Raw genomic sequence first — 15,990 nt, forward strand, 5'->3', positions numbered from 1 at the left:
TCCTCTTGATTCTTTGTACTAATATACGAGCATAGGGGTTCAGTTTAGACCATAGAATTCGATATACAGGGAATTCAGGCAGGAGGTTAACGCGTTGGCCAAACCTAAAATCGGGTTAGCGTTAGGATCGGGAGGGGCCAGAGGGCTCGCTCATCTCGGTGTGCTTTCCAGTTTACATAAGCACCAAATTGAAGTAGATATGATTGCGGGGAGCAGCATGGGCGCTTTGGTGGGCAGTTTCTATGCCGCCGGCCATGATGTGGCAACGATGAAAAAAGTCGCCAAAGCCTTTAAGCGGCGGCTTTATGCTGATTATACGATGCCGAGACTCGGTTTTTTAAAAGGTGACCGCGTCAGGCAGCTTGTGCATGCTTATACATTCGGAAAACCAATCGAAGAGCTTCAAATCCCGCTGGGCATTGTTGCGTGTGATTTACAGACGGGAGAAAAGATTGTGTTCCGCAAAGGATCAGTGTCAGATGCGGTGCGGGCCAGCATCAGCATACCGGGTATTTTTATTCCGCAGAGGCTGGACGGACGGCTTCTTGTAGACGGCGCGGTCGTCGACCGAATTCCGGTTTCTGTTGTAAAAGACATGGGGGCTGATATCATCATCGCCTCGGATGTCTCCAGGGTTCGAAAAACCGAAACAGCGGCGCATATTTTTGATGTGATTATGCAAAGTATGGATATATTGCAAAATGAATTGGTGCGACATCAAACGATCGCCGCAGATATCATGATTCGCCCTTCTCTTGAAACATACAGCTCAAGCTCGTTTGCCAATATTGAAGCAATGATATCGGCAGGCGAGGAGGCGACAAACCGAATGATCAGCAAGATAAGAAAAGAAATAGAGAATTGGGAGGGCTCATAATTTGCTACGTAAAAAACATTTTAGCTGGATGCTTGTCATCCTCATTCTGATTGCCGTTTTATCATTTATAAAACTTCCATACTATATTACAAAACCGGGAGAAGCAACAGAACTTGCTTCACTAATAAAAGTGGAGGGAGGCTACCCGGAAACAGGGAGTCTGTCCTTAATGACTGTCAAAGTAGGACCGGCTAATCCGTTTACATATGTGTGGGCAAAGATGCACCCTTATTATGAAATTGTTCCTGATGAGAGCATCAAGGAAGAAGGTGAATCAGATAAGGAGTATATGAAAAGGCAGCTCCAAATGATGCAAAGCTCGCAAGAAAACGCGGTTATAGCGGCCTATCAACAGGCAGGAAAAAAAGTCAGCTATTCCTTTAACGGCATATACGCAAGCTCGGTTGTAGAAAACATGCCTGCAAAAGGGAAAATAGAAGTAGGTGATAAAATCATCAGTGCAGACGGCAAAAACTATCAGTCTGCTGAAAAGCTGATTGATTATATCAGCAGCAAAAAAGCGGGAGATAAAGTCACGTTAAAAATCGAAAGAGAAGAAAAAGTAAAGCGTGTCACCCTTACGTTAAAACAATTTCCTGATGAGCCGGATCGGGCAGGAATCGGAGTTTCGCTCTATACGGACAGAAACGTCAAAGTGGAACCTGATATTGATTTTGAAATCGAAAATATCGGCGGCCCGTCAGCAGGGTTAATGATGTCACTTGAAATCTATAATCAGCTGACAAAAACAGATGAAACAAAAGGCTACGATATTGCGGGAACAGGTACGATTGATGTTGACGGAAAAGTAGGCCCGATCGGCGGCATTGATCAAAAAGTCGTCGCCGCAGACAAAGCCGGAAAAGACATTTTCTTCGCGCCAAATCAAAACGGCGCCAGCAATTCCGATTATAAAAACGCAGTAAAAACAGCGAAAGATATTGATTCTGATATGAAGATTGTGCCTGTTGATACGATGCAGGATGCGATTGGTTATTTGAATAAGCTGAAAGCGAAAAGCACCTGATACTCAGGTGCTTTTTCTATATATTTAAAAAACGTTGTTCATCCTCGTCATATCGAATCGGTGCATGTCCGTATTCTTGCAGGTCAAACTCAGTTCTCAGCGGCTCTTCTATCGGCAGGCTGTAGATTCTGCTTGCTTTTATGTCCAGGTCGAGAGCTGGATGGGAGAATGAGGACAGTTTGCTGACAAGCGGAACAGACAGCGCTTTTTTCTTTTCCGATAAATAAGCCTGTCCTTTTTTTGTCATGCCGAGAAGCCTGATATAAGGCACTTCTTCGTCTTTAAGCAGCTTGTGCATATCCTGTTTCTTCGTTCTGGTTAAAATGTGTGTGTTCATCCGCTGGAGTCTTGTCCACGTATAACGTTTTGTTTTCAGCAGCTCCATAAATTCCTGATAGGAGCTGGCTTTTCTGATCGAACGTAGAATTCTGTGCTCTAAGCCTTCCTCCACCTCGTATACTTGCTGTAATTCCTGTGCTGTTACAGTTGAAAGGCTGTATTTCAGGTAAGAAAAATAGCTTTCAGATGTATGCCACAGTCCGAAAGATTTGCGGTAATGTGCTAATTCACGTGCAGATGCAGCAGGAAGAAAACGAAGGCAGGCATCAAGATTCTGTTCAATCATCGCTTTTCTGATGCTTGTGGCACTTGCGATATGGTTTTCGCCTTCAGGAAGGTCGGCATCATGATAGTCCGAGGAGATGCGTGCTGTAGTACAAGGTTTCATCGAATATCCCCCGGAAAGAATAGAAGTCACATAATGGTATCCCAGAATGTTATTTGGTTTTGACAAATCAAGTGTACTTTCGGTATGTAAAATGGAGCTGAATGCGATAGCTGCTGCGGCTGGATAATTGGCACCCTTTTTAAGTTCTTCTTTAATACGCTGATCAAATGTATGTTTATGCTCATCAATAAGCTTTGCTGTTTCTAAAAACGGCTCAATATCACCATTTTCACTCCCGAAAAACAGCGCTTCGCATCCTAGTTTGTTCAGGATGGAAACACTGCCGCGTGCAAATATCTCCGCTTTTTGCACCGAATAAAGATATGGCAGCTCAATGACAAGATCGACTCCGTTTTGCAGCGCCATTTTTGTTCGGGCCCATTTTGATACTACAGCCGGTTCTCCGCGCTGTAAAAAATGTCCGCTCATTACCGCGACAGCCGTGTCGCATCCGGTTTGCCGCTTTGCTGTTTGGGCATGATAAAGGTGACCGTTATGAAAGGGATTATATTCAACCACCAATCCGACAGCTTTCATATTTTTTCCGCCTTTCTTGCTATGTTTAAAAACGTATGGTACATTTGCAAATGAAAACTCTTACGTCTTATTTTTATTTTAAGTGTATGCATCGCCTATTCCGCTGTCAACGATACTTGAATGGCAGCATTATGCTGTAAAGAAAAAATATTGACAAAAACAATCTTAAAAGCTATAATCATGTTTGTTGCTTTCATGAGGTGATACAAATGAAATGGACGATTTATCAGCTGCATCAAATGCCGAAACAAAGTTTTGAGTTTGATGAAACAGTTGAGTTAAATGAGCTGACAAAGCTGAATTCTGACATTCGCCGCATTTCTCCCGTTCGGGTGAAGGGCAGAGCGGATATCAAATCCAAACAGGTTTCGTTTGATTTTACAATTTCAGGCGAAATGATTTTGCCATGCTCAAGAACACTCGTTGATGTTCCGTATCCATTTGAAATTTCAACAAAAGAACTGTTTATATTTCATCAGACGGATGATATAGAAGATGATGACGTTCACATTGTTGAGGACGATACTATCGACTTAACTCCGATCGTGAAAGAAGAAATTCTTTTAGAAATCCCTATGCAAATCTTTTGTGAATCTGAACAAGAAAAAGGAGCTGCTCCTCAAGAAGGAAAGGACTGGCAAGTCATTTCGGAGGAAGACAAGAAGAATCAAGTTGATCCTAGACTTGCAGCCCTAGAAAAGCTCTTAAAACAAGATGATGAATCTTAACTCTTTAAGGAGGTGGGAATAATGGCTGTACCTTTTAGAAGAACTTCTAAAATGAAGAAAAGATTGCGCCGTACACATTTCAAACTTAATGTACCTGGTATGACAGAATGTCCGTCATGCGGAGAGATGAAATTGTCTCACCGTGTATGCAAAGCATGCGGATCATACAACGGCAAAGACATAAATGTAAAAAGTAACTAATAAGAAAAGCGCAGGGTGAAAGCCCTGCGCTTTTTCTTTTTCTCTCCCTGCCAGCTTGCGGAAAATTTGTGAGTGCAAATAGTCTATCTAATCTATTACCGGCATATGTATGAGATAAATAAGCTGACATGGAGGGAGATTGAATTTGACCATTACAAGACAAGATGCTTGGACTCAGGATGAGGATTTGCTGCTGGCAGAAGTGGTGCTTCGTCATATTCGAGAGGGAGGAACACAGCTTTCCGCCTTTGAGGAGGTTGGGAGGGCGCTGACCAGAACCGCGGCAGCCTGTGGTTTCAGGTGGAACTCGTATGTGAGAAAACAATACCAGTCAGGCATAGAACTTGCGAAAAAGCAGAGGAAAGAACTGAGAAAGCAAATCGGCGTTCATTCGGTCAATATGCCGAATTCCGTCAAGCAGAGTGCCGCGGCAGCGTCAGAAGGAAAACGAGATTTGTCCATTCAGGATGTGATTCAATTTCTCGAACAATTCAAAGAAGCGCCGTCTGCACAAGAATTTCAGCTCGAAAGGGAAAAATTGAAGGAGCAAATCCAATCGCTGCAAAAAGAGCTTGAGGATTTACGGAGTGAAAATCAAACATTGAGGAACCAGCTAGAGATGACAGAAGAGGATTACAAGGCATTGATCGATATCATGGATCGGGCCAGAAAAATGGTTGTTTCCAAAGAAGACGGAAGAATGAAAAAAGCGGCTCAAGAAACGTAATGAAACGCCTGAAATGAACCGGCCCTAGAGTAAGAATAGGCCGGTTGTTTTTATTTCTATGCAGACTCTCCGGGTGTCATTTCATGATCCATATCGGGATGCCAGATGAGCGGGTTTTCCCCTTTGTCCCGCGCCATATCATATTTAACAGTTTCAAAGTTCATTTTACTCCAAAATTCCGCTGATTTCATTCGCGGATTTGTCCGAATTGGCATTTTGAATGATTTAGCGAATTCAACCAACGCTGTCCCATATCCTCTGTTCTGGTAGCCCGGAAGAACCTCAAGCTTCCACAGCTCCAAGTAATCCTGGCGGTTGTCGAAATAAGGATTCGATTTGCCGTTAACTTGATATAGACTCATTCGCGCTACAAGCTTATCTCCGAAATAAATCCCGTAAAAAGGCGAGGTGCTGTCATTTTCAATAATATTATCTTGAAGATCTTCAAGCATTGAAAGCTCCTGAATGCCGTATTCTTTGAATTTCTTGAATTCTTCAAGTGTTTTATAGTTGTTGAGCAGACGTTCTACCTTTACCAAACCAATCTCCCCCTTTGTTGTTTCTATATATATTGTAAACGCTTTATTTAAAAAATCCAAATATTTAAACTTTAATTTTAAGCACACGAAGTCTTTGAGAAGTAATTTCTTCGTACTTCTGCTATGATAATACGTAAAAGCTAAATTGGGTGTGACATCATGAAAATTGGAATTATCGGCGGAGGTTCCGTCGGTCTTTTATGCGCCTATTATTTGTCACTTCATCACGAGGTGACTGTTGTGACAAGGCGGAAAGAACAGGCTGCGGCCATTCAGTCTGAAGGGATCCGGCTTTATAAAGGCGGCGAAGAATTCAGCGCTGATTGCAGTGCGGACACGAGTATCAATTCGGATTTTGATCTTCTTGTCGTAACAGTGAAGCAGCATCAGCTTCAGTCTGTTTTTCCGTTGCTTGAACGGATCGGGAAAACGAACATATTATTTTTGCAAAACGGCATGGGACATATCCACGACCTAAAAGACTGGCGCGTTGAACATTCCATTTATGTTGGTATCGTTGAGCACGGAGCTGTAAGAAAATCAGATACAGCTGTTGATCATACTGGTTTAGGTGCGATAAAATGGAGCGCGTTCGGCGATGCTGAACCAGATCGGCTGAACATCTTGCTTCAGCATAACCACTCGGATTTTCCAATTCGTTATGAGACGGATTGGTACCGCCTGCTGACGGGCAAGCTGATTGTAAATGCTTGTATCAATCCGTTAACCGCGTTATTGCAGGTGAAAAATGGAGAACTGCTGACAACGCCAGCTTATCTGGCTTTTATGAAACTGGTTTTTCAGGAGGCGTGCCGCATTTTAAGGCTTGAAAACGAAGCAGAGGCTTGGGAGCGGGTTCGGACTGTTTGTGGGCAAACGAAAGAAAATCGCTCTTCTATGCTGGTTGACGTCATTGAAGGCCGGCAGACAGAAGCTGATGCCATTATCGGATATTTATTGAAGGAAGCAAGCCTTCACGGCCTTGATGCCGTCCATCTGGAGTTTTTATACGGCAGCATTAAAGCTTTGGAGCGAAATACAAACAAAGTCTTTTGAGCTTTTTCTGTAACATGCTATACTCATTTCGGATAACTAACTATTTATTGGAGAAAGGAAGTTCTAGAAGATGCAGCTAACTGAACTTTCCATCAAAAATCAGAATGTGTTTGTACAGCACTATATAGATGGCAAAGAAGAAATGTCTTCTTTTTTTGATTACAGCATTCATCATAAGGACATGTGGCGCGAAAGACTGAAAGACTTATCCTCCCGGTTTTTCGCAAGAGAGGAATTGGCGGCGTACTTATCCTCTTACCATAACAAATTCGGTTCAAGCGTCATGCAGTCTGCTATTGAGAAGCTGAAGGACCCGTCAAGTGTCGCTGTTGTCGGCGGACAGCAGGCCGGACTTTTAACAGGACCGCTTTACACGATACATAAAATCATTTCAATCATTGTGTTAGCAAAGGAACAAGAAAAACAACTGCAAGTGCCTGTCATACCGGTCTTCTGGGTGGCCGGAGAAGACCACGATTTGGATGAGATTAATTTTGTTCATACATCTGAAGAGAACGGGCCTGTGAAAAAAAAGCTGCCTCAGTCTTATTGGAAGAAATCTTCGGCAGCGAGCACATCGCTTGATCAGGAAAAATGTGTCGCGTGGATAGATGATGTATTTGCCGCTTTTGAGGAAACTGACCACACGAATGCACTTCTCGACAATGTAAAACGATGTTTAAGGGAATCTGTTACATTCACTGACTTCTTTGAACTGCTGATTGCGGATCTGTTCCAAGAGGAGGGTTTAGTTTTATTGAATTCTGGAGATCCAGGGATTAAAAAGCTGGAAACGGCCATGTTCCAAAAGATTCTTCGGGAAAATGATGAACTCGCCCGCGCGGTTTCAGATCAGCAGGCCTTCATGCGTGAAGCAGGCTACAAGCCGATTATCGAGTCCGGAAAAGAGCAGGCGAATCTGTTTTATGAATATGAAGAAGAGCGTTTTTTAATTGAAAAAGACAACGGCCGTTTTGTCGTCAATGAGCTTGATCTCGGATGGACGATGGATGAGCTTTATACACATATGGAAGAACATCCTGAGCGCTTCAGCAATAATGTTGTGACGAGGCCGTTAATGCAGGAATACCTCATTCCGACTTTAGCATTTATTGCAGGGCCCGGAGAAATCAACTATTGGGGTGAGCTCAAACAGGCCTTTGCGGTGATGGGGTTTAAAATGCCTCCTGTTATGCCAAGGCTGAACATTACGATACTTGAACGGCATATTGAGAAAAAACTGCTTGAACGGAATATCTCATTACAAGACGCGATTGAACGCGGAACGGAGAATCAAAGAGAGACATACTTTGAGCGCCAGATTCCGGAAGAGTTTACCGCAGTGATGGATCAGGCGAAAAGCCAAATTGAAGCGATTCACAAAACGGTCCGGCAGGAGGCGTTAAAGGTTGATCAAAGCATGGAACCTTTACTCATGAAAAATGCCGCCTTTATTCAGGATCAGCTTCAGTTCTTAGAGCGTACTGTAACGAAGCGAATTGAAGAAAAAGAAGGCTACGTCCTGAAGGATTATGAGAGAATTCAAAATAGCATTAAACCGCTGCTTGCGCCGCAAGAACGCATTTGGAATATTATGTATTATTTGAACAGGTACGGTCCAAAATTCTTCACATCATTCAAGAATCTGCCATTTTCTTTTCAAAATCAACATCAAGTTGTCAAACTTTGAAATAAAGTTTTAAAGAACCCTGAATAGTTCAGGGTTTTTTTTTATGGGTAAACAGTGTAAAATGAAGTTGTGGAGAGAAGTGGTGGATAGTGGTGAGTTAAGGAGAGAAAGTGGGGCAAGAGATCATGTTTATGGGTGAATATCAGCATACCATCGATGCGAAGGGCCGCATGATCGTACCCGCTAAATTCAGAGAAGGCCTCGGTGAGCAGTTTGTGTTGACTAGAGGGCTTGACCAATGTCTCTTCGGCTACCCTATGCACGAATGGAAACAAATTGAAGAGAAACTAAAAGCACTTCCTCTCACTAAAAAAGATGCCCGCGCGTTTACCCGTTTCTTCTTTTCAGGGGCGACCGAATGCGAACTGGACAAGCAAGGCAGGGTAAATATCGCATCATCTCTATTGAATTATGCCAAACTGGAAAAAGAATGTGTTGTTATCGGGGTTTCTAATCGAATTGAATTGTGGAGTAAAGTAATTTGGGAACAATACACAGAAGAGCAAGAAGATTCATTTGCTGAAATTGCTGAAAACATGATTGGGTTTGATATATAATGATTCTTCGTGTATAACACTCTAAAAACAATTTCAATTCATCCTGATAAAAGGTGGGACCAACACATTATGTTTCAACACAAGACAGTACTTCTTCGTGAAACCGTAGACGGGCTCAATATTAAACCGGACGGTACATATGTAGACTGCACACTCGGCGGAGCTGGGCACAGTACATACTTATTGCAGCAGTTATCCGAGAAGGGGCGTTTAATCGCTTTTGACCAAGACGATATGGCATTACAGCATGCGAAAGAAGCGTTGTCCGATTATAAAGGGCAGCTCATTCTGATTAAAAGCAATTTCAGGTATTTAAAAGAATGTTTGAAAGAACAAGGCATTACTGAAGTAGACGGTATTTTATTTGATTTAGGGGTGTCTTCTCCGCAGCTGGATACACCGGAACGCGGATTCAGTTACCATCATGACGCACCGTTGGACATGAGGATGGACCAGTCGGCCACACTTACGGCGAAAGAAGTCGTTAATGATTGGCGCTATGAGGATCTCGTTCGTATTTTCTTTAAATACGGCGAAGAAAAGTTCAGCAAACAGATCGCCAGAAAAATTGAGGAGGCAAGAATCAAATCTCCTATTCAAACTACGGGCCAACTGGTCGATCTAATAAAAGACGCGATTCCCGCTCCAGCGAGAAGGAGCGGAGGACATCCTGCTAAACGCGTATTTCAGGCAATCAGAATTGCAGTGAACGATGAACTTAAGGTGTTTGAAGAGGCTTTGGAGCAGGCAATTGAGGTTCTGAAGCCAGGGGGAAGGGTATCAGTCATAACCTTCCACTCGCTTGAAGACAGAATTTGCAAATCCACTTTTAAAGAAAAGTCGTCACTTCCGGAACTTCCTCCGGGTCTTCCAGTCATACCGGAAGAGTTTGAACCGGAGCTGAAGCTCATCACACGAAAACCGATTACGGCATCTCAAGAAGAGCTTGAAGAAAACAACAGGGCTCGTTCCGCGAAGCTTCGGATTGCCGAAAAAAGAAAATAACGAAACGCGAAAGCAAATTAAAAGGAGGTCATCAGCCTATGAGCAATTTAGCTTACCAACCAGAGAAACAGCAGCGGCATGCGATCAGTCCTGAGAAAAAAGTGATTGTCAAGAAAAGGGCTTCCATTACTCTCGGGGAAAAAGTGCTCCTTGTCCTCTTTGCTGCGGCAGTGCTCAGCGTATCGCTTTTGATTGTATCGAAGGCGTATGCGGCATATCAAACCAATATTGAGGTACAAAAGCTTGAGGAGCAAATTTCAGCCGAAAACAAGCAAATTGGTGACCTCGAAAAAAATGTTGCTGATTTAAGCAAACCGCAGCGCATTATGGACATTGCGAAAAAGAACGGCTTGAATTTAAAAGATAAAAAAGTGAAAAACATACAGGAATGATTCAAATGCCAAAAAAGAATAAATTTATGAATAGAGGAGCAGCGATTCTAAGTATTTGTTTCGCTCTCTTTTTCTTTGTCATCCTGGGGAGAATGGCATATATTCAAATAACCGGAAAAGCGAATGGCGAAGTGCTTGCGACAAAAGCGACAGAGCAGCATGAAAAGAAAAGGACCATCGAAGCAAGCCGCGGCTCGATTTTAGACCGAAAGGGAAAAGTGATAGCAGAGGATACAGCGACATATAAACTGATCGCCATTCTCGATGAAAAAATGACCACTGATAAAAAGCATCCTCAGCATGTCCAAAACAAAGAAAAAACGGCGGAAGCGCTATCTAAAGTGATAAAGATGGACAAGGCTGACATCCTTGATATCTTAAATAAAGGTGCAAAACAAGTCGAGTTCGGCTCAGCAGGCCGGGATATTACGTATTCGCAAAAGCAAAAAATCGAAAAGCTAAAACTCCCGGGCATTTCATTTTTACGGGATACAAAACGCTACTATCCTAACGGCGTTTTTGCATCCAATTTAATCGGCTATGCCGAGGTTGACCAAGAAACAAATGAAATTTCCGGTGCGATGGGATTAGAAAAAGTGCTGGATAAGTATTTGAAGGAGCGGGACGGATATGTGACATATGAAAGTGACAAATCCGGATGGGAGCTCCCGAACAGCAAAAATAAAATTACAGCACCAAAAAATGGTGACAATGTATATTTAACCATTGACCAGAAAATTCAAACCTTTTTGGAAGACAGCATGACAAAAGTGGCGAAAAAGTATAATCCGAAAAAAATCATGGCTGCAGTTGTCGACCCAAAAACGGGCAAAGTGCTTGCCATGGGGCAGCGCCCAAGCTTTGATCCGAACACGCGCGATGTGACGAACTACTATAATGATTTAATTTCATATGCATATGAGCCTGGATCAACGATGAAGATTTTTACACTTGCTGCTGCCATACAGGAGAATGTGTATAACGGCAATGAAAAGTACAAGTCCGGAACATATAAAGTAGGCGGAGGAATAGTAAGAGACCATAATGAAGGGGTGGGCTGGGGACCAACATCATACCATGATGGTGTAGTAAGGTCTTCTAATGTGGCTTTTGCCAAATTGGCTAATGAAAAGCTGGGCTATACCCGCCTTGATGAATATCTTCATAAATTCAATTTCTATCAAAAAACAGGTATTGACTTGCCGAATGAAGTATCAAGTAAAATAAACTTTAAATATGAGTTTGATAAAGCATCGACTGCATATGGTCAAGCTTCTGCTGTTACACCAATTCAACAGCTGCAGGCTGCGACTGCAATAGCGAATGACGGTAAAATGATGAAACCCTATGTCATAGACCATATTGTTGATCCTGATACGAAGAAAACCATTTATCAAAATAAACCTCAGTCAGCTGGTACGCCAATCTCTGCGGACACCGCTAAAAAGGTTCGTAATATTTTAGGTGATGTTGTAACATCTGATATCGGTACTGGACAGCCTTATAAAATTGAAGGTTTTGATGTAGCTGTTAAAACTGGAACCGCACAAATTGCCGGACAAAACGGTTATCTATCTGGCCGCGATAATTACGTATTCTCTGTAATGGGAATGGCGCCTAAAGATGATCCTCAACTGTTGATCTATGTTGCAGTGCAGCAGCCGCAATTAGAGAATGATGAAACGGGTTCAAATCCAGTTTCTGAAATCTTCAACCCAACAATGAAAAACAGCCTGCACTACCTGAACATCGAACCAACTGAAAAATCTAACTCAGATAAGGAAGAAACGAAAGCGCAGACGATGCCTGATTTAACAGATCAAACGGTTACTGCTGCTCAAAAGAAAGCAAAAGAAGAGAATCTCACACCGATTGTCATCGGCAGTGATATCGCTGTAAAAGAACAGTATCCGAAAGCGGATGAGGAAGTTCTTACCAATCAGAAGGTCTTTCTGAAAACGAGCGGTAAAATCAAAATGCCTGATATGACAGGCTGGTCGAGAAGAGAGGTTCTTCAGTACGGCGAGCTGGCGGGAATTCATATTGAAGTAAGCGGACAAGGCTATGCTGTCAGCCAAAGCATCAAGAAGGACAAAGAAATAAAAGGGAAAAACGTTATCAAGGTTAAGTTTAAAAACCCTGATTAAAAAGAAAGAAAGCTTGCGGGGATTTTCCCCATTATGCAGGCTTTCTTTTTTTATACCTTCAGAGGAGCATCGTTCTACCTGTCCAATTACAGGCATAAAATGAAACAAGCCTAAATAAGGAGTGAACGGTCTCTTGCGCGTCTCGAATGTAACGGTTAGAAAACGTTTATTATTTGTTTTGCTTTTTGGCGTGATCGTGTTTCTGATCATTGATACTAGGCTGGGGTATGTTCAGTTTGTGATGGGCGAGAAACTGACTTCGCTTGCGAAAGATTCCTGGAGCAGGAACTTGCCGTTTGAGCCGGAGAGAGGCGAGATTCTGGATCGGAACGGTGTGAAACTCGCAACAAACAAAAGTGCGCCGACCGTATTCGTCGTGCCGCGCCAAGTCCAGAATCCAATGAAAACGAGCAAGCAGCTTGCGGCGGTTTTAAACATGTCAGAAGAAAAAGTATATAAGCATGTGACAAAAAAAGCGTCAATCGAAAAGATAACTCCTGAAGGAAGAAAGATTTCAAATGAAAAGGCGAAAGAAATCAAAGCGCTTGATTTAAAGGGAGTGTATGTAGCGGAGGATAGTATCCGCCATTACCCGTTCGGCAGCTTTTTATCTCATGTTCTTGGATTTGCAGGCATTGACAACCAAGGGCTCCTTGGACTTGAAGCCTATTACGACGATGATCTCAAAGGGGAAAAAGGTTCTGTTAAGTTTTATACAGATGCCAAGGGGAAGAAAATGCCTGATGAAGCGGATGACTACACGCCGCCTAAGGACGGGCTTGATATGAAGCTGACAGTTGATTCAAAGGTTCAGACGATAATGGAAAGAGAGCTTGATAATGCCGAGGCCAAATATCACCCTGACGGTATGATTGCTGTGGCCATGAATCCGAAAAACGGAGAAATATTAGGGATGGCTAGCAGGCCTGACTTTGACCCGGCTGATTATCAATCGGTCGATCCGTCCGTCTACAATCGGAATCTGCCGGTATGGAGCACGTATGAGCCGGGATCTACCTTTAAAATTATTACACTTGCAGCAGCACTTGAGGAGCAAAAAGTAAATTTAAAACGTGATCAATTTTATGATAAAGGGCATGCAGAAGTGGACGGAGCGAGACTGCGGTGCTGGAAAAGAGGCGGACACGGGCTGCAGACGTATCTAGAAGTTGTACAGAACTCCTGCAACCCGGGGTTTGTTGAATTAGGGGAACGCTTAGGAAAGGAGAAGCTTTTCAAATATATCAAAGGCTTTGGTTTCGGCCAAAAAACGGGAATTGATCTGCAGGGCGAGGGAACAGGAATCTTATTCCCGCTTGATAGAGTAGGTCCGGTGGAGCAAGCGACTACGGCTTTCGGACAGGGGGTATCTGTCACTCCGATTCAGCAGGTTGCAGCCGTATCTGCCGCTGTAAACGGAGGAACGCTCTACACACCTTATATCGCAAAGGAATGGATCGATCCTGTAACGAAAAAAACGGTTAAAAAACAATCACCAATCGCAAAGAAACAAGTTATTTCTGAGAAAACATCCAAACAAATCCGCTATGCTTTGGAAAGCGTCGTCGCAGAAGGCACGGGCCGCAACGCTTTTGTTGAAGGGTATCGTGTCGGCGGAAAAACGGGAACTGCACAAAAGGTTAAAGATGGAAAATACCTTGAAAACAACCACATTGTATCATTTATCGGTTTCGCGCCGGCTGACGATCCGAGCCTTGTCGTCTATGTCGCGGTAGATAACCCGAAAGGGACGATTCAGTTTGGCGGAACGGTTGCAGCGCCAATTGTCGGGAATATTATGAGAGACAGCCTGCCGGAGCTTGGTGTGAAGCCTCGGAAAAATCAAATCGAGAAAAAATACCAATGGAACGACACAAAAACAGTAGAAGTTCCGAATGTTGTAGGGATGTCTGTCTCAGATCTTGAGTCACTTTTGGTGAATCTCAATGTGGATGCTTCCGGGAAAGGAAGCAAAATCGTTAAACAATCGCCAGCTGCCGGAACGAAAGTAAAAGAGGGCTCAAAGATACGCGTTTATTTGACTGAAGAAGATGAAAAGGAGGCAGCCGATTAATTTCGGGCTGCCTTTTATATTATTGCAGAAAAATTGCTGATATCTTTCAAGATTAGCTGGATGTATCCTTTTATTTACGCTAAAATATGAACTGTATGCTTAAAATCATTATCACATCAGTTGACGTGACTTCAATGATAAAAAGAACGAACTAGAATGTTGAGAGGTTTGATACGATGAAACTTACAAAGCTGCTTACATATTTAACAACCGAACCTTCTGTAAACGACTCACAAGACCCTGAAATAACTTCAATTGAGATGGACTCCAGAGAAGTAAAGAAAGGGAGTCTTTTTGTATGTGTAAAAGGGTATACGGTGGATGGCCATGATTTTGCGCAAAAAGCAGTAGAAAGCGGCGCAGCGGCTATTGTGGCAGAAAGAGAGCTCGATGTGGATGTGCCTGTCATTATTGTCCGGCGGTCACTGCGTGCGCTAAGCGTTTTGTCTGATGCGTTTTACGGACAGCCGACAAAGAAGCTTCAGCTAATCGGAATCACAGGCACAAACGGCAAAACATCAACGACCCATATGGTCGATGAGATTCTGAAAAAAGCGGGAAAACGCACAGGCTTGATCGGTACCATGTACATGAAAATCGGTGATGAAACACTTCCCGTTAAAAACACGACTCCGGAAAGCGTCACGCTGCAGAAAACGTTTAAGAAAATGAATGACAAGCAAGTAGACACTGCCATCATGGAAGTTTCTTCTCACGCTTTGTCTTTAGGACGTGTTCATGGGTGTGATTATGATATTGCCGTGTTTACGAATTTAACGCAGGACCATCTGGACTATCATAAAACGATGGATGAGTACCGACAGGCAAAAAGCCTGCTCTTTTCTCAGCTTGGCGGGGCTTTCAACCACGAACATCCAAAGCGTGCCGTACTGAATGCTGATGATGAGGCGAGCGCTTATTTTGAAAAGGTGACCGCAGCGCATATCTCTACATACGGAATTAAAAACAACGCTGATGTGATGGCGAAGAACATCACGATCACTGCACAGGGAACAAGCTTTGATCTTGTGACAAACAAAGGCACTAAGCACATTACAATGTCGCTTGTCGGACAATTTAATGTGTATAATGTGCTGGCAGCTGTTGCAACATGTATCGCAGCAGGCATACCGTTTGAAACGATCACTGCAGCCGTTGAAGAATTGCATGGCGTAAGAGGCCGATTTGAGTTGGTTAATCAGCAGCAGGAGTTTCCGGTTATCGTTGATTACGCGCACACGCCGGACAGCCTTGAAAATGTGCTGAACACTTGCAGAGACATGACGGAAGGAAAGCTTTTTGTCGTTGTTGGCTGCGGGGGAGACAGAGATAAGACGAAACGCCCGAAAATGGCTAAAATCGCTGTGGAGCTGGCTGACGAACCGATTTTCACTTCAGATAATCCGAGAAGCGAAGACCCCCGCGCGATTTTAAGAGATATGGAAGCTGGCGTAGAGAACGAATACTACCACAGCATTGCAAACCGCGAGCAGGCGATCTTTTTCGCGATTGCCAATGCCAAAAAAGGTGATGTTGTTCTCATTGCCGGAAAAGGGCATGAAACCTATCAGCAGATTGGAAGCGAAACTTTCGATTTTGACGATGCTGAAGTGGCGGCGAGAGCCATTGTCGAACTCAATAAAAATAAGACGAATTCATAGGAAAGAGATGTTATGGAATAATGGAGCTTGAAAAGATGTTTCATA

The 15,990-nt window shown here is 43.2% G+C and carries 15 protein-coding genes and 1 pseudogene; 13 read left to right on the forward strand and 3 right to left on the reverse strand.

What is annotated here, in order from left to right:
- Positions 1–94: 94 nt before the first annotated feature.
- Positions 95–877, forward strand: a complete 783-nt coding sequence (locus Q5C82_RS16760) for a patatin family protein (protein ID WP_003221382.1) — start codon at positions 95–97, stop codon at positions 875–877.
- Between the two features lies 1 nt (position 878).
- On the forward strand, positions 879–1,904 hold the full coding sequence (gene ddcP, locus Q5C82_RS16765) for a protease DdcP (RefSeq protein ID WP_003221384.1): 1,026 nt from the start codon (positions 879–881) through the stop codon (positions 1,902–1,904).
- 16 nt (positions 1,905–1,920) lie between these two features.
- Here the strand turns inward: ddcP and Q5C82_RS16770 are convergent, their stop codons facing one another.
- Both Q5C82_RS16770 and Q5C82_RS16775 read right to left on the reverse strand, forming a co-directional pair.
- Positions 1,921–3,168 carry a nucleotidyltransferase gene (locus tag Q5C82_RS16770; protein ID WP_003221386.1) on the reverse strand — a complete coding sequence of 416 codons (1,248 nt, stop codon included), beginning with the start codon at positions 3,166–3,168 and terminating at the stop codon, positions 1,921–1,923.
- A pseudogene (locus Q5C82_RS16775) lies at positions 3,165–3,350 on the reverse strand (hypothetical protein). The gene Q5C82_RS16770 and the pseudogene Q5C82_RS16775 overlap by 4 nt, the downstream one beginning before the upstream one ends.
- A gap of 27 nt (positions 3,351–3,377) precedes the next feature.
- On the opposite strand from Q5C82_RS16775, the gene Q5C82_RS16780 reads away from it, so the two are divergent.
- From Q5C82_RS16780 to gerR, 3 genes are all read left to right on the forward strand, one after another.
- Entirely contained in the window at positions 3,378–3,896 is a 519-nt protein-coding gene (locus tag Q5C82_RS16780; RefSeq protein ID WP_003221388.1) for a DUF177 domain-containing protein, read from the forward strand.
- Positions 3,897–3,917: 21 nt separating this feature from the next.
- Complete coding sequence (gene rpmF, locus Q5C82_RS16785; RefSeq protein WP_003154457.1) at positions 3,918–4,097, forward strand: 50S ribosomal protein L32; 180 nt, start codon at positions 3,918–3,920, stop codon at positions 4,095–4,097.
- 145 nt (positions 4,098–4,242) lie between these two features.
- On the forward strand, positions 4,243–4,824 hold the full coding sequence (gene gerR, locus Q5C82_RS16790; protein WP_003221389.1) for a sporulation specific transcriptional regulator GerR: 582 nt from the start codon (positions 4,243–4,245) through the stop codon (positions 4,822–4,824).
- A 56-nt stretch (positions 4,825–4,880) separates the two neighbouring features.
- Here gerR and Q5C82_RS16795 read toward each other — a convergent pair whose 3' ends face one another.
- Positions 4,881–5,363 (reverse strand): N-acetyltransferase, encoded by a 483-nt coding sequence (locus Q5C82_RS16795; protein ID WP_003221392.1) that lies wholly within the window; start codon positions 5,361–5,363, stop codon positions 4,881–4,883.
- A gap of 159 nt (positions 5,364–5,522) precedes the next feature.
- Here Q5C82_RS16795 and Q5C82_RS16800 point away from each other — a divergent pair, with 159 nt between their 5' ends.
- From Q5C82_RS16800 to Q5C82_RS16835, 8 genes are all read left to right on the forward strand, one after another.
- The gene (locus Q5C82_RS16800) at positions 5,523–6,419 is read left to right on the forward strand and encodes a 2-dehydropantoate 2-reductase (protein WP_003221394.1); all 897 of its coding nucleotides are present in this window, start codon (positions 5,523–5,525) and stop codon (positions 6,417–6,419) included.
- Positions 6,420–6,489: 70 nt separating this feature from the next.
- A complete protein-coding gene (bshC, locus tag Q5C82_RS16805) occupies positions 6,490–8,109 on the forward strand; it encodes a bacillithiol biosynthesis cysteine-adding enzyme BshC (RefSeq protein ID WP_003221396.1) in 1,620 nt (539 codons plus the stop codon).
- Between the two features lie 125 nt (positions 8,110–8,234).
- Complete coding sequence (gene mraZ, locus Q5C82_RS16810; protein WP_003221402.1) at positions 8,235–8,666, forward strand: division/cell wall cluster transcriptional repressor MraZ; 432 nt, start codon at positions 8,235–8,237, stop codon at positions 8,664–8,666.
- 69 nt (positions 8,667–8,735) lie between these two features.
- On the forward strand, positions 8,736–9,671 hold the full coding sequence (rsmH, locus tag Q5C82_RS16815) for a 16S rRNA (cytosine(1402)-N(4))-methyltransferase RsmH (protein WP_003221404.1): 936 nt from the start codon (positions 8,736–8,738) through the stop codon (positions 9,669–9,671).
- A gap of 38 nt (positions 9,672–9,709) precedes the next feature.
- Positions 9,710–10,063: a cell division protein FtsL gene (ftsL, locus tag Q5C82_RS16820; RefSeq protein ID WP_003221405.1), complete on the forward strand. Its 354-nt coding sequence runs from the start codon at positions 9,710–9,712 to the stop codon at positions 10,061–10,063.
- Positions 10,060–12,210, forward strand: a complete 2,151-nt coding sequence (pbpB, locus tag Q5C82_RS16825) for a penicillin-binding protein 2B (RefSeq protein ID WP_013307975.1) — start codon at positions 10,060–10,062, stop codon at positions 12,208–12,210. The genes ftsL and pbpB overlap by 4 nt, the downstream gene beginning before the upstream one ends.
- Before the next feature lie 133 nt (positions 12,211–12,343).
- Positions 12,344–14,284 (forward strand): stage V sporulation protein D, encoded by a 1,941-nt coding sequence (locus Q5C82_RS16830; RefSeq protein WP_003221409.1) that lies wholly within the window; start codon positions 12,344–12,346, stop codon positions 14,282–14,284.
- 176 nt (positions 14,285–14,460) lie between these two features.
- Positions 14,461–15,945 (forward strand): UDP-N-acetylmuramoyl-L-alanyl-D-glutamate--2,6-diaminopimelate ligase, encoded by a 1,485-nt coding sequence (locus Q5C82_RS16835; protein ID WP_003221411.1) that lies wholly within the window; start codon positions 14,461–14,463, stop codon positions 15,943–15,945.
- Positions 15,946–15,990 lie beyond the last annotated feature (45 nt).

Origin of the sequence: uncultured Bacillus sp., assembly GCF_958411575.1 — a bacterium.
Lineage (GTDB): Bacteria > Bacillota > Bacilli > Bacillales > Bacillaceae > Bacillus > Bacillus spizizenii.

Coding starts and splice junctions, on each gene's coding strand:
- Q5C82_RS16770 (WP_003221386.1), bottom strand. CDS start 3,168: ATGAAAGCTGTCGGATTGGTGGTTGAATATAATCCCTTTCATAACGGT.
- Q5C82_RS16780 (WP_003221388.1), top strand. CDS start 3,378: ATGAAATGGACGATTTATCAGCTGCATCAAATGCCGAAACAAAGTTTT.
- rpmF (WP_003154457.1), top strand. CDS start 3,918: ATGGCTGTACCTTTTAGAAGAACTTCTAAAATGAAGAAAAGATTGCGC.
- Q5C82_RS16800 (WP_003221394.1), top strand. CDS start 5,523: ATGAAAATTGGAATTATCGGCGGAGGTTCCGTCGGTCTTTTATGCGCC.
- bshC (WP_003221396.1), top strand. CDS start 6,490: ATGCAGCTAACTGAACTTTCCATCAAAAATCAGAATGTGTTTGTACAG.
- mraZ (WP_003221402.1), top strand. CDS start 8,235: ATGTTTATGGGTGAATATCAGCATACCATCGATGCGAAGGGCCGCATG.
- rsmH (WP_003221404.1), top strand. CDS start 8,736: ATGTTTCAACACAAGACAGTACTTCTTCGTGAAACCGTAGACGGGCTC.
- ftsL (WP_003221405.1), top strand. CDS start 9,710: ATGAGCAATTTAGCTTACCAACCAGAGAAACAGCAGCGGCATGCGATC.
- pbpB (WP_013307975.1), top strand. CDS start 10,060: ATGATTCAAATGCCAAAAAAGAATAAATTTATGAATAGAGGAGCAGCG.
- Q5C82_RS16835 (WP_003221411.1), top strand. CDS start 14,461: ATGAAACTTACAAAGCTGCTTACATATTTAACAACCGAACCTTCTGTA.